This is a genomic window from Tumebacillus algifaecis, from assembly GCF_002243515.1.
In the GTDB taxonomy this organism is placed as follows: domain Bacteria; phylum Bacillota; class Bacilli; order Tumebacillales; family Tumebacillaceae; genus Tumebacillus_A; species Tumebacillus_A algifaecis.
Window position 1 is genome coordinate 1,590,576 of sequence record NZ_CP022657.1, and the last position, 26,128, is coordinate 1,616,703.

Annotated in this window: 4 protein-coding genes; 3 read left to right on the forward strand and 1 reads right to left on the reverse strand. The window is 57.3% G+C overall.

Going from position 1 to position 26,128, the window contains the following annotated elements; genetic code table 11:
• Window positions 1–138: 138 nt before the first annotated feature.
• The 3 genes from CIG75_RS07010 to CIG75_RS07020 all read left to right on the forward strand — a co-directional run bounded on the left by CIG75_RS07010 (window position 139) and on the right by CIG75_RS07020 (window position 25,579).
• On the forward strand, window positions 139–9,636 hold the full coding sequence (locus tag CIG75_RS07010) for a hybrid non-ribosomal peptide synthetase/type I polyketide synthase (RefSeq protein WP_094235998.1): 9,498 nt from the start codon (window positions 139–141) through the stop codon (window positions 9,634–9,636).
• A gap of 190 nt (window positions 9,637–9,826) precedes the next feature.
• Complete coding sequence (locus CIG75_RS07015; RefSeq protein WP_094235999.1) at window positions 9,827–24,277, forward strand: hybrid non-ribosomal peptide synthetase/type I polyketide synthase; 14,451 nt, start codon at window positions 9,827–9,829, stop codon at window positions 24,275–24,277.
• Window positions 24,278–24,358: 81 nt separating this feature from the next.
• Window positions 24,359–25,579 carry a threonine synthase gene (locus CIG75_RS07020; protein WP_094236000.1) on the forward strand — a complete coding sequence of 407 codons (1,221 nt, stop codon included), beginning with the start codon at window positions 24,359–24,361 and terminating at the stop codon, window positions 25,577–25,579.
• A gap of 325 nt (window positions 25,580–25,904) precedes the next feature.
• Here the strand turns inward: CIG75_RS07020 and CIG75_RS20635 are convergent, their stop codons facing one another.
• Window positions 25,905–26,066 carry a hypothetical protein gene (locus CIG75_RS20635; RefSeq protein WP_157729432.1) on the reverse strand — a complete coding sequence of 54 codons (162 nt, stop codon included), beginning with the start codon at window positions 26,064–26,066 and terminating at the stop codon, window positions 25,905–25,907.
• Window positions 26,067–26,128 lie beyond the last annotated feature (62 nt).

A 26,128-nucleotide genomic window follows, 5' to 3' on the forward strand; every position in this document is an offset into this window, starting at 1 on the left:
ATGTAGTTAATTATCCTAATGAAAAAGCAATCGCCCGCTCAAAAAGAGCGGTCGGTTGCTTTTTTATTGGATTCAACCATAAAATATAACTAATCCATTGCAGTTATGAAAAGTATGAGTTGAGAGGACGGATCATAAATGGCAGTTTTGTATGCGTTTCCCGTTTCGTTTTCGCAGCAGAGGCTTTGGTTAGCCGACGGGGTGCTTCCGGGGAGCCCGGCGTATCATATGCCGGCGGTGCTTCAGATAGATGGAGAGTTGGACACCAGGGCCCTCGAGCGCGCTCTGACGGAGATCGTATCCCGTCATGAGGCGCTGCGCACGACGTTTGGCATGCTCGACGGGCAGCTGATGCAAAAGGTGCATGTCGAGCGCGATCAGGAACTGGTGATGATCAATTTGCAAGATGTGCCCGATGGAGAGCGGAGGCAGCGAGCGGAGCGATTGATGGCCGAAGAGTTCGAACGCCCCTTCGATCTAGGCGCAGGTTCCTTGGTGCGCACCACACTTTTGAAACTGGCCGCCGAGGAACACGTGCTGGTGATCGTGATGCACCATATCATTTCGGACGGCTGGTCCACCGGAATTTTGATCAACGAATTATCGGTGCTCTACACGGCGTTTGTGGCAGGAGAGGAATCGCCGTTGGAGCCGCTTTCGATTCAATATGCAGACTATTCACAATGGCAACGCGATGACCTGGAAGATGGTGTGATGGAGCAGCAGTTGGGCTATTGGCGCGAGAAGCTGGGCGGAGAACTTCCCGTGCTCCAACTGCCGACAGACAGACCGCGCCCGACAACGCGCACCGACCGTGGGGATGAGGTGCAGGCCAAGCTCTCCATCGAACTCACCGAGACGTTAAAAGAGGTGGGGCGCAAAGAGAAGGCAACGCTGTTCATGACGCTCTTGGCGGCTTATCAGGTGCTGTTGCATCGCTATTCGGGACAGGAGGACGTGCTGGTCGGGTCGCCGATCGCGGGGCGAAATCAGGCGGACGTCAAAGATCTGATCGGGTTTTTCGTGAACAATTTGGTGCTGCGAGCAGATTTTTCAGGACAACCGACCTTTGTGGAACTGCTCGCTCAAGTGCGCAAGACGGCGCTGGAGGCGTATCAGCATTCAGAATTGCCGTTTGATATGCTGATTCAAGAACTGCAGCCGGAGCGCAATGTCAGTGTGTCGCCGCTGTTCCAAACGATGTTCGTGCTGAATGAACCGTTGGCGCCGATCGAACTGCCAGGACTTGCGATGTCCTATGTGAACTTGGACATCCCTTCGGTAAAGTATGACCTCTCTTTGGAGATGATCGATGAGGAAGACGGGCTGATCTGCATCTGGCGCTATAAGACCGATCTGTTTGACAAAGCGACCATTGAGCGGCTGAGTGCAAATTTTGTGGTGTTGTTGGATGGGATTGCGCATCAGCCGGAACGGCAGGTGGGACATTTGCCACTCTTGACCGAAGCGGAGCGCAAACAGGTCGTCGAGAGTTGGAATGACGGGGCGCAAACGCTGTACCCAGACAAAACGTTGCATGAATTTTTTGAAATCCAAGCGGAACAGACGCCCGACCGCATCGCGGTTGTGTTTGAAGGGGAAGCGGTCACCTACCGTGAGTTCAATGAGCGGGCCAACCGTTTGGCCTCGCGCTTGCTCAAACTGGGCGTTCGCGACAATGCGTTTGTCGGGGTCAGCATGGAGCGTTCGATCGAGATGCTGGTCGCCGTGTACGGGGTGGTCAAAGCGGGCGGGGCGTACGTGCCGATCGATCCGACCAATCCGCCGGAACGGGTGGCCTACATCTTGGAGGATGCGCAGGTCAATGTGCTGTTGACCCAGGAGTATTTGTTGGAGCGTTTGCCTGTGCCGAAAGCGGCGCAGGTGATCTGTGTGGATCGTGAGGATTTTACAGACGAGAGCCCAGACAATCCGCAGGTGGGGGTCACGACCGATCAACTCGCCTACATGATCTACACGTCAGGCTCGACCGGAAAGCCGAAAGGAGCCAAGCTTCCACATCGCGCAATTGTCAATCAAATTCTGTGGCGACAAGAGATGTACAAACTGACCGAATCGGATCGGATTTTGCATAAAACGCCTGTATCGTTTGACGCGTCGGTCTGGGAGCTGTTCTGGGCGCTGATGGTGGGAGCGCGAATCGTGATCGCGCGATCCGAAGGGCACAAGGACAGCGCGTACCTGCGCGATTTGATCAACGAGCAAAGCGTCACCACCTTGCATTTTGTGCCCTCGATGTTGCAGATCTTCGCTGAGGAAAAAGGGATTGAGACGTGCACATCTCTGCGGCGGATCTTGTGCGGCGGAGAGGCGCTACCAGCCGATCTACAGGCGCGGATCTTCTCCCGACTTCCAGAAGTGGAACTGCACAATCTGTACGGCCCGACCGAAGCGGCTGTCGATGTGACCTTTTGGGTCTGTGAACGGGACAGCGACCGCTTGACCGTGCCGATCGGACGCCATATTGCCAATACGAAGCTCTACGTGTTGGATAAGCAGTTGCAACCCGTTCCGCTCGGGGCTTCGGGGGAACTGCATATCGGCGGCGTGCAGTTGGCCGAGGGCTATCACAACCGCCCAGAACTGACGGCAGAGAAGTTTATCCCCAACCCGTTTGGCGAGGGGAAGTTGTACAAATCGGGCGACTCGGTGCGGCTGTTCCCGGATGGTGTGTTCGAGTATTTGGGACGTCTGGACCATCAGGTGAAAATTCGCGGGTTCCGCGTGGAGCTGGGCGAGATCGAAGCACTGCTCACACAGCATCCGAACATTTTGGAAGCGGTGGTGATGCCCAAAGGGGATGCGCTCGCCGCTTACGTGGTCGCGGAAGGAACGATCAGCGCGCAAGATCTGCGGCTGTATTTGCTCGAGACGTTGCCTAATTATATGGTGCCGGGTTCCTACGCGTTTTTGACCAAGCTGCCATTGACGCCAAACGGGAAAGCAGATCGGTCGGCCCTGTTGAAACTGGAGACGGTGAGCACCGTGTCGGAGCAAGCATACGTGCCACCGCAAAGCGAGTTGGAGCAAGGGATTGCGGCCATTTGGCAAGAAGTGCTCGAGATCGAACAGGTCGGGCTGTACGATAACTTCTTTGAGCTGGGCGGGCATTCGCTCGCGATCATGCGCGTTCATCGCCGCTTGCAGGAAAAGTATGATTTTGAGGTCAGCGTCGTGCAGTTGTTCCAATATCCGACGGTGAGTGAACTGGCCAACCACTTCCATTCGCAATCTTCTGTCGGGAGCGAAACAAAGAACGATGCCAGTAAACCAGAGCGAGTCGTGCCGAACAAAGATGCACAGGAGATTGCGGTCATCGGCATGGCGGGACGTTTCCCTGGTGCGGATGACATCGATCAATTTTGGCGCAATTTGCAGGCTGGGGTGGAGTCGATTCGCCACTTCACCGATGAGGAGTTGCTGGCCGACGGGCATGATCCTGAACCGCTCACATCGCCCAACTATGTAAAAGCGCAAGGGTATTTGGATGGGATCGAATGGTTCGATGCCGACTTTTTCGGGATCAATCCACGTGAAGCGGAAGTGATGGACCCGCAGCATCGCATCTTTTTAGAAACCTGTTGGCAGGCGCTGGAGCGGGCAGGCTATGATTCGGAAAAATATGACGGGGAAATATCGGTCTTCGGCGGAGCGGGGCTGAGTCGCTATTTATTGGTAAATCTCGTCCCGAACCGCCACCTCGCCGCTTCGATCGGGGAGCATACGGTGCTGATTGGCAACGGCTCCGATCATATGGTAGCTCGGGTTGCCTATAAGCTCAATCTAAAAGGGATGAGCCATGCGGTCTCGGCCACCTGTTCAACCGGAATGGTGGCGATCCACCAAGCGGCGCAGAGTTTGCGAAACGGTGACTGCGACATGGCGCTGGCTGGCGGTGTGGGGATCGCCGTGCCGCAGAAGAACGGCTACTACCACGTGGAAGGCGGCATTGTGTCGCCGGACGGTCACTGCCGTACGTTTGATGCTGAGGCGCAAGGGACGGTCCCAGGCAGTGGGGCCGGGGTTGTCGTGTTGAAGCGACTGGATGACGCCCTTCGCGATGGCGATCAGATCATGGCCGTGTTGAAAGGTTCGGCGGTCAACAATGATGGATCGCGCAAAGTGGGCTATACCGCTCCGAGCGTGGATGGGCAGAAAGCGGTAATTTTGAAGGCGCTGGAGAAGGCGAATGTGGAAGCGGAATCGGTGTCGTACATCGAAGCGCACGGGACGGCGACACCGCTTGGTGACCCGATCGAATTGACGGCGCTCACGCAAGCGTATCGTGCGCGCACAGAAGCGAAAAACTTTTGCGCGATCGGCTCGGTGAAAAGCAACATCGGCCATCTGGATGCGGCGGCAGGTGCGGCTGGTTTTATCAAAACGGTTCTCGCCCTGCACCATGAGCAACTGCCTCCCACCCTTCATGTGCAAACGCCAAATCCAAAGCTCGACTGGCAACGCTCCCCCTTCTTCGTCAACACGGAACTGCGAGACTGGGGCAGGGGCGATGCGCCGCGCCGAGCGGGTGTATCGTCGTTTGGGCTAGGCGGGATCAACGCCCATGCGATTTTGGAAGAGGGTCCGCACCTGGAAAGCATTCCTTCCCGCCGTCCTGCACAGCTGTTGGTGCTGTCAGCGAAAACGGAAGGCGCGCTCGAAGCGGCCGTGACGAATCTGAAAGAACATCTGGTGGCGCATCCTGAGCAACAGCTGGACGATGTCGCCTACACCTTGCAGGTCGGTCGTCGCGCGTTTGCGCATCGTCTTGCGCTCGTCGTGACGGAGCAGTCCGACGCGGTCGAAGTGCTCGCCGCGCACAACCCGCGCCGCCTGTTGCAGGGGCATTACGACCTGAGCGCACACCCGCGTCCTGTCGCGTTCTTGTTTGCAGGGACGGGAGACCATTATGTGGACATGGCGGCCGAATTGTACAAAACGGAACCGACCTTCCAAATGACCGTTGATCGCTGTTGCGAAATTTTACAGTCGCATTTAGGAATCGATTTGCGAGAGATTCTTTATCCGGAGCATGATCTGGAAAGCGCTCCGAAATCTCGCGACCAAGGTGGGCAAGAATCCTCCGCACCTGCCTTCGATCTGCGCAAAATGTTGCGTCGTGACGGTGATAGCCAATCGAGCGGTGACCAGCTCAGCCGCACCGAATACGCGCACCCCGCGCTGTTCGTCATCGAGTACGCTTTGACACAGCTGTTGGCAGAATGGGGCATTCGTCCGCAATCGTTGATCGGCTACTCGTTTGGCGAATATGTGGCCGCTTGTGTGGCCGGTGTGTTCTCGCTAGAAGATGCGTTGGCGTTGGTAGCGAAGCGCGCACAACTGATTCAACAACTTCCGCCGGGCGCGATGCTCGCGGTGCCGCTGAGCGAAGCAGAGATTCGTCCCTATCTGAACGACCGGGTTGCGCTGGCCACCGTCAACACCGCGAACCATTGTGTGGTGGCGGGCACGCCTGAAGCGGTCGCCGATCTGGAAAAAACGCTGCTCGATAAGCAGATCGCCTGCTTGCCCGTCAATTCGTCACATGCGTTCCACTCGCAGATGATGGAGGGGATCGCAGAGCCGTTCACCGAGTTGGTGCGCAGTTTCAAACCGCAAGCGCCGCACACGCCATTTGTCTCCAACGTCACGGGCACTTGGATCACCGACGAAGAAGCTGTCGATCCGGCTTATTGGGCTCGTCACTTGTGCCAAACGGTCCAGTTTGCCTCTGGTGTGCGTGAACTCTGCCAAGACCCCAACCTGCTGTTGCTGGAGATCGGGCCGGGGCAGACGTTGACCAGTTTTGCGTTGCAGCAGCAGTCAAAAGACATCATCGCACTGCCGACCTTGCGCCCAGCTTATGAACAGCGTAGCGATACGAGCTTCCTCTTCAGCACGATTGGACAACTCTGGCTTGCGGGCGGCACGGTTCAGTGGTCGGGCATGTATCAACACGAACGACGTTTGCGCGTGCCGCTTCCGACCTATCCGTTCGAGCGGAAGCGCTTTTGGATCGATGCGAACCAACAGTCGAGGCCATCGCTCGCAATGGGTCGCATGCCCGCGTTGGTGGAAGGTCAGGAGCAGACGAGTGAGCAACTCCAAGCCGGACATTCCCGCCCGCGCTTATCGACTGCATTTGTTGAGCCGACCAACCGCCAAGAGCAGGCGATCACGAACATTTTCCAAGATCTGCTCGGCATCGAACGCGTGGGGATTCACGATAACTTTTTCCAACTGGGCGGCAACTCGTTGCTTGGCACGCAGTTGATCTCCCGACTGCGCAGCACGTTTGGCGTTGATCTCCCCCTGCACACCTTGTTCGAGCGGGAGACGGCGGCTGAACTGGCCGCTGTGGTCACCGAGCAGCAGGGCACCACGAGCACCAAAACCGCCTCACGACAGGAAACGGGGATACCTCGCCGTCAGGAGGCTGACAGTCCGTTGTCCTATTCGCAAGAGCGCATTTGGATCATGGAGCAGTTAGCACCCGATCAGGCGGTCTACAACATCCCGTCCGCGGTGCAGATGACCGGGCCGCTCGACCTCAACGTCCTTGAGCGAAGCATCAATGAGGTCGTCGCCCGACACGAAACGTTGCGCAGCACGATCCAACCGAGCAACGGTCAACCGACCGTCGTGCATCAAGTGGACATTTCGCTCAGCGTCGATCTGCTGGATCTGCGCCATCTCGTCAGCGCAGAAGAGCGCGACGAGGAGGCGATGCGCATCGCCGAGAGCATTGCTCGTCGCCCGTTTGATCTGCAACGAGGCCCGCTTCTGCGCGCCACTGCGATTCGCACCGCAGAAGAGGAGCATCTGCTCGTGCTGGTCATTCATCACATCATCGCCGATGGCTGGTCGCTTGGCGTGCTGATCTCGGAAATCGCCGCTTTGTATGGCGCTTATGCACAAGGGCAACCTTCACCGTTGCACGAGCTTCCCATTCAATATGGCGACTTCGCGCAGTGGCAAAAAACGCCAGCGCAACAAGCGGAACTGGATGGCCAATTGGCGTACTGGAAGCAACAGCTTGGCGGCGCAACTGAACCGCTCGCCCTGCCGACCGATCGACCGCGTCCTGCCGTTCAGAGCTACAAGGGGGCCAGAAAAGGCTTCACGCTAAGCAAACAACTTTCCGCTGCACTGCAACAGCTGAGCGAAAACGAGGGCACGACGCTCTATATGACGCTGTTAGCCGCTTTCCAAACGCTGCTCGCTCGCTACTCCGGGCAGACGGACATCTTCGTCGGTTCGCCGATCGCGGGACGAAGCCGCCGCGAGACGGAGGAATTGATCGGCGTCTTCGTCAACACGCTGGTATTGCGCGGCAGTTTGCAAAGCGAGCTGACCTTCCGCCAGTTCTTGCAACAGGTGCGTCAGACATCACTCGATGCGTTTGCTCATCAAGACCTGCCGTTTGAAAAGTTGGTCGCCGATCTGCAGCCTGAACGCAACATGGGCACTTCGCCGCTGTTCCAAGTGATGTTTAACATGCTCAACCAGCCGCTATCGCTTACCATGCCTGGTGGTTTGAGCTTGCAGACCAAAGAGCTCAATTCGGGCACGGCCAAATTTGACATCACCTTGGCGATGAGCGGGCGAGAAGACGCCCTGATCGGAGAGTGGGAGTACAACATCGATCTCTTTGATGAGGCCACGATCACTCGCATGATCGGCCACTTCCAGACGTTGCTCGAAAGCATCGTGGAGCAGCCGAACCAACTTTGGCATCAGATCCCGTTGCTCTCAGAAGCGGAGCGGCAGATGGTGCTTGGCGATTGGAATGACACCAGCATGGCTTATCGCGAAGACGTCTGCATGCATCACCTTTTTGCAGAGCAGGCGGAGCGGACCCCAGATGCGACCGCACTCGTTTTTGAAGAGAAGGAGCTGACCTTCCGCGAGTTGAACGCCCGCGCCAACACCCTTGCCGCCCACCTGCAAGCACAAGGCGTCGGTCCCGATGATCTTGTCGGCATCTATATGGAGCGCTCGTTGGAATTGGTTATCGCCCTTCTCGCCACGCACAAGGCGGGTGGTGGCTATCTTCCGCTCGACCCGAACTATCCACAGGATCGCTTGGCCTATGTGATGCAAGATGCCAAGCCGAAAGTGATCCTGACCCAGCCGACGCTTGCCGACCGATTGCCTGTTGGAGAAGCCAGCGTACTGCTCGTGACCGAAGAGGAGTTGGCGGAAAGCGAGATCGAGCTGTCCGATCAAGTACAGCCGGAACATCTCGCCTACATCATCTATACCTCTGGCTCGACGGGACAGCCAAAAGGGGTCATGGTCACCCATCGCAGCGTCGTCAACCACTTCAGTGGCATGGATCGCGCGGTCGGCTGTACCGAATCGGACGTGATGCTCGCCGTGACTTCGATCGGGTTTGACATCTCCGTCCCCGAATTGTTCTGGACGCTGTCACGCGGTGCCAAAGTCGTACTGCTCTCCGACCGGGAAATCATCGAAGCGGGAGTCAGCACCACGCCGTACTCGTTGCGTGCCCAACTGCAACAACACCGCGTCACGATGCTGCAAGGCACCCCGTCGCTGATCGGGATGATTACCGCGAGCCGTGCAGGGCTGGATGCGCTTCATGCGGTGCAGAAAATTCTGCTTGGCGGTGAAGCGTTGCCGCCTGCCTTGGCCGACCTGTTGAAACAGCACACGTCAGCCCGCCTGTTCAACCTGTATGGGCCGACCGAAGCGACCGTCTACGCCACCGCCTATGAGGTTACCGACAACAACTTGGGCGTCATTCCGCTTGGACGTCCGCTCGCCAACTGTGAGCTCTACATTCTCGATGCGCATCTACAACCTGTCCCAGTCGGAGCGCTGGGCGAACTGCACATCGGCGGCGTTGGCGTCACCCGCGGGTATCTGGGACGCAGCGAGTTGACAGAGGCGCGCTTTATCCCCAATCCGTTCGGTGCAGGCAAGCTGTACAAGACGGGCGACCTCGCCAGCTTCCGAGCGGACGGGACGGTCTGCTATCATGGTCGCCTCGACCAGCAGGTGAAAGTGCGCGGCTACCGCATCGAACCGGGCGAAATCGAAGCGGCGCTGATGAAGTATGACCAAATCCGCGAGGCGGTGGTCATCGCGCGGGACAACACGTTGATCGCCTATCTGGTCAGCGCAGGTGAGAGCTTGCCGGAAGTGGCCGCTCTGCATGATGAGCTTCGCGCCACGTTGCCAGCCTACATGGTGCCAGGACATTTTGTTCCACTTGAGCAACTCCCGCTCACACCGAACGGCAAGATCGACCGTCGGGCCTTGCCCGCTCCACAATCGGAACTGCGGGCAGTGGAGCACGTCGCTCCGCGCACACCGACCGAAGCGCGTCTGGCTGACCTGTGGTCCGAACTGTTGGGGATCGAAAACATCTCGATCCACGATAACTTCTTCCACATCGGAGGTCACTCGCTCTTGGCGACGCAATTGATCGCTCGCGTGCAGCTCGATTTTGGGATCGAACTGCCGTTGCGCGACATGTTTGAAAAAACGACGATCGCCGAACTGGCACAGTCGGTCGATTCTGCAGACGCTATTTTGGAACCGCAGATCTACCGCCGCGACCGAGTTCGATCTTCCAAAAAAAGTTAAGGAAAAGGCAACCCACGCGCGGTGCGGTGTGGTTGCCTTTTTTTGTGGAGCAAGGGGTTAAAAGAATTTATTTTCGATTGTCGGATTCGGAGTAAAATTATAAAATTGTATCATATGTTTTGAACTTGATAGAGGAAGCGGTTTTTACAAGACTGCGTTTAAACCTATTGTGAGAGAGGGCGAAGGCGAGATGACAGATTTTTACGTTTTTCCTGTTTCGTTTTCACAGCAGCGCTTGTGGTTCATGGACCAGCTATTGCCAGGCAGTCCGGCTTATAACATATCGGCTGCGCATTTGCTGGAAGGAGAACTAAAGGCGGATGCTTTGGCGCGTGCGTTGGAGGAGATTGTCAACCGCCATGAGTCGTTGCGCACCGTGTTTGGATTGGAAGACGGGCAGCCTGTGCAAAAGATTTTTGCAGAGCGAGCGCAAGAACTGTCGATCGTCGATTTGCAGGCGATGCCTGAAGCGAAGCGTCGCGCCGAAGCGGAACGCTTGATGTCCGAGGAAGCGTTGCGTCCGTTCGATTTGCAAACAGGCCCTTTGTTGCGCACCACGCTGATAAAACTGGCCGAACAAGAGCATCTGTTGTTATTGACGATGCACCACATCATCTCAGATGGCTGGTCGATCGCAATTTTAGTCGGAGAGTTATCACAGCTCTACCGTGCATTTGCAAATGGAGAGGCGTCACCGCTTCCCGAGTTGGAATTTCAATATGCGGATTTCTCCGACTGGCAGTTGGAGGCGATGCAAGGCGAGTTTTTGGAAAAAGAACTAGCGTACTGGCGGGAAAAACTGGCTGGGAATCTGCCCGTGTTGCAATTGCCGACCGACCGTCCACGCCCATTACAGCCGACCGACCGCGGCGTCGCTTATAAAAAGCGCTTGTCTAAAAGTCTGACCGAGCAGATCAAGGAGTTCGGACGCAGCGAGCGAACTACGCTGTTCATCACGCTTTTGACCGCCTATCAGGTCATGCTCCATCGCTACACGGGGCAGGAGGATGTATTGGTCGGCTCGCCGATCGCTGGACGCTACTTGCAAGAAGTGGAAGGGCTGATCGGCTTTTTCGTCAACAATTTGGTGCTGCGTGCCGATCTGAGTGGCAATCCTTCGTTTTCTGCGTTTTTAGAGCAGGTGCGCAATACGGCGCTCGAAGCGTTTACACATGACAAAGTGCCGTTTGAAATGCTCGTCAAAGCGTTACAGCCGGAGCGCAACATGAGCGTGACGCCGCTATTTCAGACGATGTTTGTCCTCAATTCGCCGCTGGGCAAAACGGAACTGCCTGGCTTGTCGATGACTCGCTTAGAGCAAGCGAGAGGCGGCGCTAAATTTGACGTGCTCTTGGAAATTGTCGAAGAGGAGGATGGGCTGGTCTGCATCTGGGAGTACAAGTCCGACCTGTTTGATGGGCCGACCATCGAGCGGATGGCCGATAACTTTGCCGTGCTGTTGGCAGGCATCGTGGCCGACCCCGCGACCAAGATTGCCGATCTGCCACTGCTGACCGAGCAAGAGCAACAGCTGGTGATCGAGGGCTTTAACGAGACGGAGCGGGCGTATCCGCAGGCGAACCTGCTGTTGCACGAACTGTTCGAGCGACAAGCAGCTCAAACGCCCGATCGAGTGGCCTTGGTGTTCGAAGGGGCGGAGCTGACCTATCGCGAGCTGAATGAGCGTGCGAACGCATTGGCGTCGCGCCTGCTCAAGCTTGACGTGCAGCCGGACTCCTTTGTCGGCGTCTGCATGGAGCGTTCCTTTGACATGGTGGTCGCGCTGTACGGGGTGTTGAAAGCGGGCGCCGCCTATGTGCCGATCGACCCGACCCTGCCTGCGGACCGCGTGGCATATCTGCTGGAGGACTCACAGGTTCGCGTGCTGCTGACCCAAGAAAAGCTGGTCGGAGCGTTACCTGCGCCAGACGGTGCGCGTTTGATCGCTGTGGATGCGGAAGATTGGTCTGCCGAAAGCACGTCCAATCCGGAAGTGGCGATCACGCCAGATCATTTGGCATATATGATCTACACGTCCGGTTCGACCGGCAAGCCGAAGGGCGCGATGATTCCACATCGAGGCATTGTCAATCGCCTGCTGTGGATGCAGGAAGAGTATGGATTGACTGCGACCGATCACATTTTGCAAAAAACGCCGATGTCGTTCGACGTCTCAGTTTGGGAGTTCTTCTGGCCGTTGCTGTTTGGGGCACGGTTGGTTGTCGCGCGTCCGGAAGGGCACAAAGACAGTGCCTATCTGCGCGATCTGATCAAGGAGCAAGCGATCACCACCTTGCATTTTGTCCCGTCGATGTTCCAAGTGTTTATTGAAGAAAAAGGATTGGAAAGCTGCTCGTCGCTGCGACGCATTTTTTGCAGTGGAGAAGCACTGCCCTTGGAGCTGCAGAAGCGTTCGTTTACGCGGTTGCCTCATGTCGAACTGCACAATCTGTATGGGCCGACCGAAGCGGCGATCGACGTGTCGTACTGGGCTTGCGAAGTGGACAGCAACCGCCTGACCGTGCCGATTGGTCGTCCTGTTGCGAATACGAAGCTGTACGTGCTCGATGCACAACTGCGTCCCGTGCCGATCGGTGTGGCAGGAGAACTGCACATCGGTGGGGTGCAGGTGGCGCGTGGCTATCACAACCGACCGGAATTGAGCGCAGAAAAGTTTATCGCCAACCCGTATGGCGCAGGCACGCTGTACAAAACGGGCGATCTTGTTCGCTTTCTGGCGGACGGCGTGATCGAATATCTGGGCCGTTTGGATCATCAGGTGAAAATTCGCGGTTTCCGCATCGAACTTGGTGAAATTGAAGCGTTGCTCGCGATGCATGACAGCGTGCGAGAAGCGGTGGTCCTGCCGAAAGGGGACGCGCTCGCCGCTTTTGTGGTCGGGGAAGAAACGGTCACCGCCCAAGCGTTACGCCACTTCTTGCAAGACCAGTTGCCGGGGTATATGGTGCCGAACACCTTTACGTTCCTGCCAGAACTGCCGATCACGCCGAACGGGAAAGCGGACCGCAAAGCGTTGCTCGAGCTCGGTCAGAGCAGCAAGGCGCAACAACAGGAGTACGTCCAGCCGCAAAGCGAGTTGGAGCGCGGCATCGCTGCGATCTGGCAGGAAGTGCTTGGCGTAGAGCGGGTCGGGTTGTATGACAACTTCTTTGATCTGGGCGGACATTCGCTGTTGATCATGCAGGTGCACCGCCAACTGCAAGCGCAGTATGACGTGGACATCACGGTGGTGCAGATGTTCCAATACCCGACGGTGAGTCTGTTGGCCGATTATCTCAGCCAACAGAACAAAGCGGACGAGGTGGACGCACCGACCCGTGCCGACTTGCGCAAAGCAACGCGTAGCGTCGGGCGCAACGACATTGCGGTCATCGGGATCGCGGGACGCTTTCCAGGTGCCAACGATGTGGCGGAGTTCTGGGAAAATCTGCGCGACGGCGTGGAATCGATCACGCACTTTACCGACGAGGAGTTGCTGGCAGAAGGACATGATCCACAGATGCTGCAAGCGCCGAACTTTGTCAAAGCGGCTGGGGTGCTCGATGACGTTGAGCTGTTCGATGCTGACTTCTTTGGCATCAACCCGCGCGAGGCGGAAATCATGGACCCTCAGCATCGCATCTTCTTGGAGACGGCATGGCAGGCGCTGGAGATGGCCGGTTATGATTCGGAAGCGTATGAGGGCGCGATCTCCGTTTACGCAGGCACGGGGATCAGCCAATATTTGCTGTTCAATCTGATGTCCAACCGCGAACTGCTCGCCACGATGGGACAATTGCCCGTGCTGATCGGCAACGGCACCGATCATCTGGCGGCGCGCGTCGCTTACAAGCTCAATCTGAAAGGGGCGAGCATGGGCGTTTCGACCGCATGTTCGACCGCGTTGGTGTCCATTCACCTTGCCTCCCAGAGCCTGTTGAACGGCGAAAGCGACATGGCGCTCGCAGGCGGCATTTCCGTCGGAGTGCCGCAAAAGAACGGCTATTTCCATGTTGAAGGCGGTATCACCTCGCCGGATGGCCATTGCCGCAGCTTTGACGCGAACGCGCAGGGAACGGTACCGAGCAGCGGTGTGGGCGTTGTCGTCTTGAAGCGCCTCGATGATGCGCTTCGTGATGGGGACCACATCATGGCTGTGGTAAAAGGTACTGCGGTCAACAACGACGGTTCGCAAAAAGTCGGCTACACAGCGCCGAGCGTCGAGGGTCAGGCGGCTGTGATCGCCGAGGCGCTGGCGATGGCAGATGTTCATCCAGAGACGGTGTCCTACATCGAAGCGCACGGTACGGCAACACCGCTTGGCGACCCGATCGAAATGACGGCGCTGATGCAGGCTTACCAGAAGCAAACGACGGCGACCAATTATTGCGCGGTCGGTTCGGTCAAAAGCAACATCGGCCATCTCGATGCGGGGGCAGGTGCGGCAGGCTTTATCAAAACGGTCCTGTCGCTTTACAATGAGCAACTGCCGCCAAGTCTGCATTTTGAAGCGCCAAATCCCAAGATCGACTGGGAGCGCTCGCCGTTCTTCGTCAATGCTGAACTCCGTGACTGGAGCCGTGGTGATGAACCGCGCCGCGCTGGGGTGTCCTCTTTTGGTCTGGGCGGCAACAACGCCCATGCCGTCTTGGAAGAGGCACCACTTCAGGTGAGTGACCCGTCGGGTCGAGCGGCGCACTTGTTGGTTTTGTCCGCCAAAACGGAATCGGCGTTGGAAGCGGCAACGGCCAATCTGAAAGGGTATTTGCAACAACACCCAGAGCATGATTTTGCAGACATCATCTACACCTTGCAAGCGGGACGACGCGCTTTTGAACACCGCCGTGCCATCGTGGTCTCCAATCGTGAGGATGCTGTGGAAGCGCTCGACACGCTTCACCCGCGCCGACTGCTCGGCGGTTTCCGCCACCCGATGGCTCCGGCACGTCCCGTCGCTTTCCTCTTTGCTGGCACGGGCGACCACTATGTCAACATGTCCTCTGAGCTGTATCGAACGGAATCGACATTCAAGCACTGGGTGGATACCTGCTGTGAACTGCTAGAGCCTCATCTTGGTGCCGACTTGCGCGACATCTTGTTTGCCGCCGCATCCGCGACGGAAGAGGTCGGTTCGGCCGCACAGGCTTTCGACTTGCGCAAAATGCTACGCCGTGACAGCGAGACCAACCCACAGGCAGACAAGCTCAACCGCACCGAATATGCCCACCCGGCACTGTTCGTGATCGAGTATGCGCTCACCCAACTGCTGCTCGAATGGGGCATCCGCCCGCAGTCGCTGATCGGGTACTCGTTGGGCGAATATGTGGCAGCTTGCGTCGCGGGAGTCTTCTCGCTGGAAGATGCGCTGGCGCTTGTGGCCAAGCGCGCTCAACTGATCCAAGGGCTCCCCGGCGGTTCGATGCTCGCCATTCCGCTCGCTCCGGCCGACATCGCACCGTTGCTCGACGCTCGCTTGTCGCTTGCTGTGATCAACACGCCAAACCACTGTGTTGTCTCCGGCACAACCGAAGCGATCGCTGAGTTGGAAGCCAATTTGCTCGCCCAAAATATCGCTTGCCTGCGCGTTCAATCGTCCCATGCGTTCCACTCGCACATGCTGGAGCCGATCGCCGAGCAGTTCACCGAACTGGTGCAAAGCTTCAACCTGCAAGCGCCGCACACCCCGTTCGTCTCCAACGTCACGGGGACGTGGATCAGCGCGGAGGAAGCGACCGATCCGTCCTACTGGGCGCGCCACATGTGCCAAACGGTGCGCTTTGCAGATGGACTTGGCGAACTTTGCGCAGACCCGAACTTGCTGTTGTTGGAAGTCGGGCCAGGCCAGACGTTGACCAGCTTTGCCTTGCAGCAACAGGCGGATCGCATCGTGCTCCCGACGCTGCGGCCATCCTACGAAAAGCGCAATGACGCACAGTTCTTGTTCAGCACGGCAGGCCAGCTCTGGCTGGCAGGTGTTGCGCTTGACTGGCAGGGGCTGTACCGACATGAACGTCGTCTGCGCGTGCCGTTGCCGACCTATCCGTTTGAGCGCAAACGCTACTGGATCGACGCCAAACAACAGGCAGTAGGCGCTCCATCGGCACTGCAGCCAGAATTGCCAGCGGAGAGTAGCAACGATGTTACGAACAGCCAAGCGCAGCACGCGCGGCCGCAGTTGGCCACTGCCTTTGTCGAGGCGACCAATGACTACGAACGAGCGATCATCATGATCTACCAACATCTGCTCGGCATTGAAGGGGTCGGCATCCACGACAGCTTCTTCCAACTGGGCGGCAACTCCCTGCTCGGCACACAGCTCGTATCGCGCCTGCGCAGTGAATTTGGCGTCGATCTGCCGCTCGGCACGCTGTTTGAATCGGAAACGGCGGCCGAACTGGCCGTGGCCGTTCAGGAAAAGGGCGGCGTCGTGCAAAGCGGTGCCGTTCGCACCGAACTGCAGATTCCGCGCCGTCCGGATGGTCCAATTTCGCTGACGTTTGCCCAAGAGCGCATCTGGGTGATGGAACAGCTCGATCCGGGCAGTGCCGCTTACAACATCCCCTACGCTGTGGAGATGAAGGGCCAGCTCGACTTGGCGGCACTCAACCGAAGCATCAACGAAGTGATCGCCCGTCACGAAACACTGCGCACAACGTTCAAAACGGTTGGTGGCAAACCGATCGTCGAATTCAGCACCGACCTGAAGATTTCGCTCGAAGTACACGATCTGAGGCAACGAGATGCGTCCGAGCGTAGCGTAGAGGCGAACGCGATCGCATTTGATCTGGCCCGCCAGCCATTCGACCTGCAACACGGACCGCTGCTGCGCGCCACCGCGATTCGCACGGCAGACGAGGAGCATACCTTCGTGCTGATCATCCATCACATCATCGCCGATGGCTGGTCGCTCGGGGTGATGATTCGCGAAATCGCCGCGCTTTACGCTGGATTTACAGCAGGTCAGCCTGCATCGCTTGCGGAGCTTCCAATTCAATACAGCGACTTCGCACATTGGCAGAAGCTCCCTGAGCAACAAGCGGCGCTCGACGAGCACCTGACCTATTGGAAGGAGCAACTCAGCGGATCGATCGAACCGTTGGCTTTGCCGACCGACCGCCAGCGTCCGGTCAATCAGACATTCATCGGTGCGACACTGCCATTTTGGATTCCGAAACGGCTGACGACAGCCCTGCAAGAGCTGAGCGCGCAAGAAGGCAGCACACTCTTTATGACACTGCTTGCCGCCTACAAAGCGTTGCTTGCTCGCTACACGGGCCAAACGGACATCCTGATCGGCTCGCCCATCGCCAATCGGAATCGCCCCGAAGTGGAAGCGCTGATCGGCGTCTTCATCAACACACTCGTTTTGCGCAGTCAGGTCACCGCTGAAAACAGCTTCCGCGACCTGTTGCAAAGCGTGCGCCAGACGACGCTCGATGCGTTGTCACACGGCGAACTGCCGTTTGAAAAATTGGTTGAAGAGTTGCAACCGGAACGCAATACGGCCTACTCGCCGCTCTTCCAAGCGATGTTCAACATGTTGAACGCGAAGCTCTCGCTATCGATGCCGGGCCTGTCTCTCGAATCGAAAGAATTGAACGCAGGCACGGCCAAATTTGACATCACTTTGACGGTGCGTGAGACGGAAGTGGGTCTGTATGGAGAATGGGAGTACAACACCGACCTGTTCGACTCCGTGACGATCGAACGCATGATCGGTCATTTCCAGACCTTGCTGGCCGGCATCGTGGAATATCCAGAACAGCCGCTGTACGCACTTCCTCTGCTCAGCGAACAGGAGCGGCAGACGATGCTTCACGACTGGAACGTCCAAGATATTGAAACGGAAGCACAGCCTGATCCTGCCAATCACGAGTCCTGCATCCATCAGCTCTTCGAAGCGCAAGTGGAGCGGACGCCTGATGCGATCGCACTCGTGTTCGAAGAGCGAGAATTCACCTTCCGCGAACTGAACAACCGAGCCAATCATGTCGCCGTTCGCTTGCGGACGCTCGGTGTTGGCCCAGATGATCTTGTCGGCATCTATCTGGAGCGGACCCCGGAGATGATGGTTGCGCTGTTGGCCGCACACAAAGCGGGTGCTGGATATCTCCCACTCGACCCGAGTTACCCGCAGGACCGCTTGGCCTTTATGTTGGAAGACGCGCAGCCGAAAGTGATCCTGACCCAGCCGTCTTTTGCCGAACAGATGCCGCCACATGTTGCTCAAGTGTTGCTGGTCACGGGAGCAGAGCCAGACACGCCGCTTGCCAATCTACCCCACACCGTCAAGCCGGAACATCTCGCCTACATCATCTACACCTCCGGTTCGACAGGGAAGCCCAAAGGTGTCATGGTCGAGCACCGCAACGCGATTGCCTTCTTCCTTGGCATGGACCGTTCGATCGGTTGTGGAGCGGATGATGCGATGCTTGCGGTCACGTCGATCGGCTTTGACATCTCGGTGCTCGAACTGTTCTGGACGCTGACCCGCGGAACGAAAGTCGTTCTGCTCTCCGAACAGGAAGTGATCGAAGCGGGTGTCTCCTTCGATGAGTTTTCGCTGCGCAACCAACTGGTGCGCCACAACGCGACGATGCTGCAATGCACGCCGTCACTGATGGGCATGATCATCGCCACCCCTGAGGGACTGGCGGCGCTCGATGGCTTGCAAAAAATTCTGCTCGGTGGCGAAGCGATGCCGCTCGCCTTGGCGCGACAGTTGAAGCAACATACGAATGCCCGCCTGTTCAACATGTACGGACCGACCGAAGCGACCGTCTGGGCTACCACCTATGAGGTGACCGATCCCGATGCGATCTCGACGATCCCGCTTGGCCGTCCGATCACAGGCTACACGCTTTACGTTCTTGATGCACACCTTCAGCCCGTGCCGATCGGCGTTGGCGGCGAACTGCATATCGGCGGTGCAGGCGTGACCAGAGGTTACCTCGGGCGTCCCGACCTGACCGCAGAGCGTTTCATTCCCAATCCTTTCGGGGCTGGGGTGCTCTACAAAACGGGCGATCTGACCAGCTACCTCGCGGATGGGACGGTCAAATTCCTTGGCCGTCTCGACCACCAAGTCAAAGTGCGCGGGTACCGCATCGAACTCGGGGAGATCGAAACTCGCTTGGCTGAGCATGACAGCGTCCGTGAAGCGGTCGTCATCGCCCGCGACAACACGCTCGTCGCTTACGTGGTGGGCGAAGGGGAGGTCGCACCAGATGCTGGTGCACTGCGCGATTTCTTGCGAGAACAGCTGCCCGACTATATGGTGCCTGCGGTGATCGTGCACCTGCAAGCAATGCCGCTCACGCCGAACGGCAAAGTGGACCGCAAAGCGCTACCGGCGCCAGAAGGGATTGGCCTTGCCGCCCAACAAAGCTATGTCGCGCCGTCCACACCGCTGGAATTTGCGTTGACCACGATCTGGAGCGAAATTCTGCGCACCGAAAAAGTTGGCGTGCAAGATGATTTCTTTGCTCGTGGCGGCCATTCGCTGTTGGCGACTCAGGTCGTCTCGCGCGTCGTAACCGACTTAGGCTTGCCGATGACCCTTCGAGATGTGTTCAATCAACCGACGATCCGCGGCATGGCGCGCCTGTTGCAAAACCAATCGGGGGAGAACACGGCCGACCTGATGCCGGTACTACCGGGCTCGCGAGAACGGGAACGCGAGGCGTCCTACTCGCAGAAGCGCCTGTGGTTCCTTGAACAGTTGGAGCCGGATAACGCAGCTCACAACGTGCCGGAGATCATGCGGATCAGAGGCGACCTCGATCTCGTGGCGGTCGAAAAGAGCCTGAACGAATTGTTCCGCCGCCACGACAGCCTGCGCACCAACTTTGTCGGTCGGGACGGTCAAGCGGTGCAGATCATCACGCCAGCAGAAGCGTTCCACTATCACGTTGAGGTCATCGACCTCTCCGACTTGCCTGATGCAGAGCGAGAGGCGGAGGCGGCGAGGATCGCCGAAGAGGTCACGAATACGCCGTTTGACCTGAGCCAAGATCTTTTGCTGAAGCTCAAGTTGCTGAAAATCAGCGAAACTGAGTATGTGGCGACACCTGTTTTCCATCACATCATCACCGATGCTTGGTCGATGGGTGTCTTCTTCCAAGAGTTGCAAAGGCATTACGAAGCGTTTAGCAACGGGGAGACGTTGTCCCTTCCAGAGCCTGTTCTACAATATTCCGACTACGCCGTCTGGCACCGCGAATGGCTGGAAGGGGAGGACATCGCCGCGCAAATGGCATTCTGGCAAGAACAGCTCGCCGGAGAACTGCCCGTCCTGCAACTGCCAACCGACCGTCCGCGCCAAAAAGAGCGGAGTCGTGAGGGGAACCGCGTTTCCCTGCATGTGTCGATGGGGTTGACAGAAAAACTGCACGCTCTCTGTAAACAAGAGGGCACGACGATGTACATGACCATGCTTGCTGCGTACAAAACGCTACTTCATCTGTACTCTGGCCAAACGGACATTCTCGTCGGCACGCCGATTGCCAACCGACAGAAGAAAGAGCTGGAAGAGTTGATCGGCTTCTTCGTCAACACGCTGGTCATGCGCACGGAGATCACATCGGAACTCAGTTTCCACGAACTGTTGCAGCGCGTCAAACAGATGGCGCTCGACGCTTATGCCAACCAAGACGTGCCATTTGAGAAACTGGTCGAGAAATTGGCGCCAAAACGCAGTCTCAGCCACACGCCGATCTTCCAAACCATGTTTACTTTGCAAAATCCGAATCGTGGCGGCAAGCAGAGCCTCCAGATGCCAGGCATGACGGCGGAAGCGGCGGGCATGCACTTAACCCGACTTGGCGTGCAGAAAAAATCGGCCCAGTTCGACCTGCAATTGCTCATGGCGGACGGCGAAGACGGCCTGCGTGCCGAGTTCGAGTACAGTAGCGACCTGTTCGACGAAGCGACGATCATCCGCATGGTGGAACATTTCGAGCTTCTGCTGGAAAAAATCGTCGAATCGCCGCACGCCAAACTGGCGCATCTCCATCCGTTCACCGGAAACGAGGCGGACCGTCTGTTTGCTAAGCGGCAGATCGATCTGCCCGAGGCAGAACTGCGTCCGATTACGGCCAGACCGGCTTTCCTCGCGCCGCGGACACCACTCGAAGCGGACTTGGCCGAGATTTTCAAAACGGTCTTCGGATTTGAACGCATCGGCGTCCATGATGACTTCTTCGAGCTGGGCGGTCACTCGCTCTTGGCGACTCGCGCCATCGCGCGGATCAACCAGCAGTTTGCTGTACGCCTGCCGCTTCGGGCATTGTTCGAAGCGACGACCATCGCCGAGCTTGCCGAAATGATTGAAGCGGGCGGAGCGGAAGGACTAGAACCTGAAAAGGCACCAATCACAGCGCAGTCTCGTACGGCACGCCAGCCGAAGCGCGTCTTGCTTGCAGCGGAAGGACAAACGAATGAACAGGCACCGATCGCACGAGTGTCTCGTGACGAACCCTTGCCGCTATCCTTTGCTCAGGAACGCTTATGGTTCCTCGACCAACTGCAGCCAGACACTGCGTCCTACAACATTCCAGCGGCGTTGCGTCTGCGCGGACCGCTCGATGAACACGCGCTTGTACAAAGCTTCCAAGCGCTCGTCACCCGTCAGGAATCGCTGCGCACCACGTTCCAAAGTGTGGAGGGGCAACCCAAGCAGATCATCGCCGCAGCGCTGGATTTCGACTTACCGATCATCGCTGTGCAAAACGTTGAGCAAGCTCGGGAGTTGGCGCATCAAGAAGCCACTGCGCCGTTCGATCTGCTTACTGGCCCGCTGTTGCGTGTCAAACTGTTGCACATCGCAGCCGAAGACCATCTGCTAGTGATGACGATGCATCACATCATCACCGACGAATGGTCGATGGGAATCTTGATCGACGAAATGGTCACGTTCTACCGCGAGTATGCGGCCGGCAAATCCCCGTTCCCACTCGAATTGCCGATCCAGTATGCCGACTATGCCGCGTGGCAACGCGCTCACTTGCAAGGCGAAACGATGCAAAAAGAGTTGGGGTACTGGAAACAGCAGTTGGGTGGAGAGCGCTCCGTTTTGCAACTGCCGACCGATTACCAGCGTCCGGCAGTGCTGAACGATCAGGGGGCGAGCTTCAACTTTATGCTGAGCCAACCGCTCACCCAAAAGCTGAACGTGCTGAGCAGACGATCAGGCGCGACGTTGTACATGACGCTGTTGGCGGCGTTCAACACATTGCTCCATCGCTACTCCGGTCAAGAAGATATTTTCGTCGGCTCCCCGATTTCGGTGCGGAGCAGAGAAGAAGTGGAAGGATTGATCGGCTTCTTCGTCAACACCTTGGTGTTGCGCACCGATCTGAGCGGCCAGCCGAGCTTCCGCACTTTGCTTGCCCGCGTTCGTCAAACGGCGTTTGACGCGTACGAACACCAAGAGGTGCCGTTTGAAAAGCTGGTCGAGGAACTGCAACCGGAGCGCAACATGAACTACTCGCCGCTGTTCCAAGTCATGTTCACGTTGCAAAATACGCCGCGTGGCACCTTGGATGCGCAAGGGCTGCTCTTGACGCCGGAACTGCTGGACAGCGGCACGGCCAAATATGAATTGAGCTTGACCGTGGTCGAGACGGAAGCGGGCTTGACCGCTGTGCTCGAATACAACACCGAGTTGTTCGCAGCAGATACTATCGAGCGGATGGCAGGCCACTTTATGACCTTGCTCGAAGACATCGTCGAGCGCCCAGATGCCTCGCTGTCCGACTTGCAGATGATCACAGCGGCAGAAGAGACGCAGCTACTTCGCGAATGGACCGAAATCCAAGCTGCGCCTGCCGAAGCGAAATGCTTCCATCAACTGTTCGAAGCGCAGGCCGCTCGCACGCCGAATGCGGAGGCGGTGGTCGCAGGCAATGAGCGATTGACCTATCGTGAACTGGATGAGCGCGCCAACCAATTGGCGCATTACCTGCAAAAGCAAGGAGTCGTACCGGAATCGCTCGTCGCGCTGTGCGTGGAGCGGACTTCTTGGATGGTCGTCGCCGTGCTCGGCGTGTTGAAAGCTGGTGGTGCTTACGTGCCGATCGACCCGACCTATCCGCCAGATCGGATCGCGACGATGCTTGGCGTCTGCAACCCGCCGCTTCTGCTGACCGACCAACAGACAGCGTGGCAGACCGACGCTCGCGTCTTGCAGATCGACGATGTGCAAAGCGAGATGGCTGACGAACCGATCATGCCGCCGTCAAGCTCCGTGTTGCCGCACAACCTGGCCTATATCATCTTCACCTCGGGTACGACTGGCGTACCAAAAGGTGTGATGATTCAACATGACACCTTGCAGACGGTCAGTGAAAGTTGGCTCCACAAGTTTGGCATGGAGGCATATCGCCCGCGCAATCTGCAAGTGGCGTCGATGTCCTTTGACGTCTTTGTCTGTGACATGATACTTTCGCTGCTCTCAGGCGGCGCTCTGGTGATCTGCTCCAATGAAACGCGGATGGATCTGGCGGGCATGTACCGCATGATCCAAGACGAGCAGATCGATCTGCTCAACGCTACGCCAGGCGTGGTCGTGCCGCTGATGGACTACATTTGGCAGAACCATCTACCGCTTGGCGAACTCAAACTGGTGCTGGTCGGCTCCGATGCTTTTGCATCATCCGACTACGTGACCTTGCTGGATCGTTTTGGCGATCAAGTGCGCATTGCGAACTGCTATGGCATCACCGAGACGACGATCGACTCCAGCAATTTCGAAGTGAAAAAAGGGGAGTACGATCCGCGGTGGGCAGGCATTGTGCCGATTGGCCGTCCGATCGCCAACACGCGGATGTACATTTTGGACAGCAAGATGAACCCGCAGCCGATCGGCATCACAGGTGAGTTGTACATCGGCGGCACGGGCGTTGGACGCGGCTACTACAATCGTCCAGATGCGACGGAAGAACGCTTCCTGCCGAATCCGTTCGTGCCGGGAGAACGCCTCTATCGAACGGGCGACCTTGCGCGCTGGCTGCCCGACCGCATCGTGCAATATCTCGGCCGCATCGACCATCAAGTCAAACTGCGCGGCTACCGCATCGAGCTGAGTGAAATCGAAGCGGTCTGCAACGAGCATCCGCTGGTGGCTCAATCGGTGGTACAAGTCTTTGAGAACGAACTGGCCGCATATTATACGGGTGATGAAGTGTCGGTAGCCGAACTGCGCGCTTTCCTCAAAGAGCGCTTGCCCGCCTTCATGGTGCCAGGGTATTTCATGCATCTCGACCAACTGCCGCTCTCTGTGAACGGCAAGATCGAGCGCAAAGCTTTGCCGATACCGGAGCGGGGCGATCGAGAAGTGGAATACGTGGCACCGCGCACTCCGACCGAAGAGCGCATCGCGGCGATCTGGTCAGAGCTGTTACAGCTGGAGCAAATTTCGGTCCACGACAACTTCTTCCACATCGGGGGTCATTCGTTGCTCGCCACCCAGCTCGTCTCTGCGTTGCAAAGTCAGTTGCTTGTCAATCTGAACCTGCGCGACCTGTTTGACAAAACGACGATCGCAGAACTTGCGCTTCTGGTCGATACAGCAGACAAGATCGAGGTCGAAGAAACGGTGATCAAACGCCGTGAACGGGTCTCCACTCCGAAAAAGAAATAAATTTGCGACAAATTAGAAAACCCAGTATATCCTACTGGGTTTTCTTGTTCTAAAATAGAGCTATCGAAAGGGGGAACCGCAATGACAACCAACAGTTTTATGACTCATCTAGAATGCTCAAAATGCGGCGTCATCCACGATGCGGATCACCTGCAGCAACTATGCAAAGAATGTGCAGCTCCGCTGCTGGTCCGCTATGATCTGCAAGCGGCAGCATCCAACTTGAAAAAAGAAGACTTGCTACGCCGCCCGGCCAACCTCTGGCGCTACAAAGAGCTGCTCCCGGTGCGCGATGAGCAGAACATCGTTTCGTTTGGTGAAGGCATGACACCGATCTTCACGGCGCCGCGCGCAGGTGAGAAAGCGGGCGTGCCGCATTTGTATATCAAAGACGAGGGCATTCTGCCGACCGGCACGTTCAAAGCGCGCGGTGCGGCGGTTGGCGTTTCCAAAGCCAAAGAGCTCGGCGTGCAGGCGCTCGCGATGCCGACCAACGGCAACGCTGGCGGTGCTTGGGCTCTGTATTCGGCCCGCGCGGGCATCGAAGCATACATCGTGATGCCCCAAGACGCACCGACGATCACCCGCAACGAAACGGCGATCTCCGGGGCGCACCTCTATCTCGTCAATGGCGTCATTTCTGACGCTGGAAAAATTGTCGGCAAAGCGGTCCCCGAGCGCGGTTGGTTTGACGCTTCGACACTCAAGGAGCCGTACCGCATCGAAGGTAAAAAGACGATGGGCTATGAGATCGCTGAGCAGTTCGACTGGGAAGTCCCAGACGTGATTTTATACCCGACTGGCGGTGGCGTCGGCCTGATCGCCATTTACAAAGCGCTAAAAGAATTGCAAGCGATGGGCTGGATTGGCGAGAAGATGCCGCGTCTCGTCTCTGTACAAGCCAGCGGTTGCGCACCGATCGTCAAAGCGTGGCAAGAGGGCAAGCAGGAATCGGAATTCTGGAAAGACTCAGCGACTGTCGCTTTTGGCGTCAATGTGCCCAAAGCGCTCGGTGACTTCCTCGTCCTCGAAGCGGTTTACAACACGGACGGCTGTGCGATCGCGATCGACGATGCTGACACGTTGCGCGCACAGCAGATCTTAGCTGAGCTGGACGGCGCGTTCATCTGTCCTGAAGGCGCTGCGCTCTATGCGGCGGTCGAACAGTTGAAAGCGCAAGGCTGGCTGAGCGGGGAAGAAAAAGTGCTCCTGCTCAACACCGGAGCGGGGCTCAAATATCCCAACACCGTGCAGGTCAACCCGCCGCTGCTTCAACCGGGCGATGAGTTGCCGCACAACTAGCAAGCATGACTAGCAAGCACAACTAGCAAGCACAACTAGCAAGCACAACTGGCAAGCACAACTAGCAAGCACAACTAGCAAGCACAACTAGCAAGCACAACTAGCAAGCACAACTAGCAAGCACAACTAGCAAGCATGACTAGCAAGCATGACTAGCAAGCATGACTAGCAAGCATGACTAGCAAGCATGACTAGCAAGCATGACTAGCAAGCATGACTAGCAAGCATGACTAGCAAGCATGACTAGCAAGCATGACTAGCAAGCATGACTAGCAAGAGATAAAAAGCCTGCCGCTATCATCAGCGGCAGGCTTTTTATCTCTTGCTAGATTCGAATGTCGATCATTTGCCCGCGGGTCGGGTCGAGTGAAGCCAATTGATTGACGATCTGCAACTGCGCTGGGGCGCCCGCTTGCGACAGACCCATCGACATCGCTTGCTTCAAAGCCCACAGGTTGACCGCCTGTGCCACGCTGGAAACTTCCATTGCAAACACCTCCATCACTTCCAGTATACCCCATTCTATCTCTACGCTCTAGCAGACTTTGC

Coding starts and splice junctions, on each gene's coding strand:
- CIG75_RS07010 (WP_094235998.1), top strand. CDS start 139: ATGGCAGTTTTGTATGCGTTTCCCGTTTCGTTTTCGCAGCAGAGGCTT.
- CIG75_RS07015 (WP_094235999.1), top strand. CDS start 9,827: ATGACAGATTTTTACGTTTTTCCTGTTTCGTTTTCACAGCAGCGCTTG.
- CIG75_RS07020 (WP_094236000.1), top strand. CDS start 24,359: ATGACAACCAACAGTTTTATGACTCATCTAGAATGCTCAAAATGCGGC.
- CIG75_RS20635 (WP_157729432.1), bottom strand. CDS start 26,066: ATGGAAGTTTCCAGCGTGGCACAGGCGGTCAACCTGTGGGCTTTGAAG.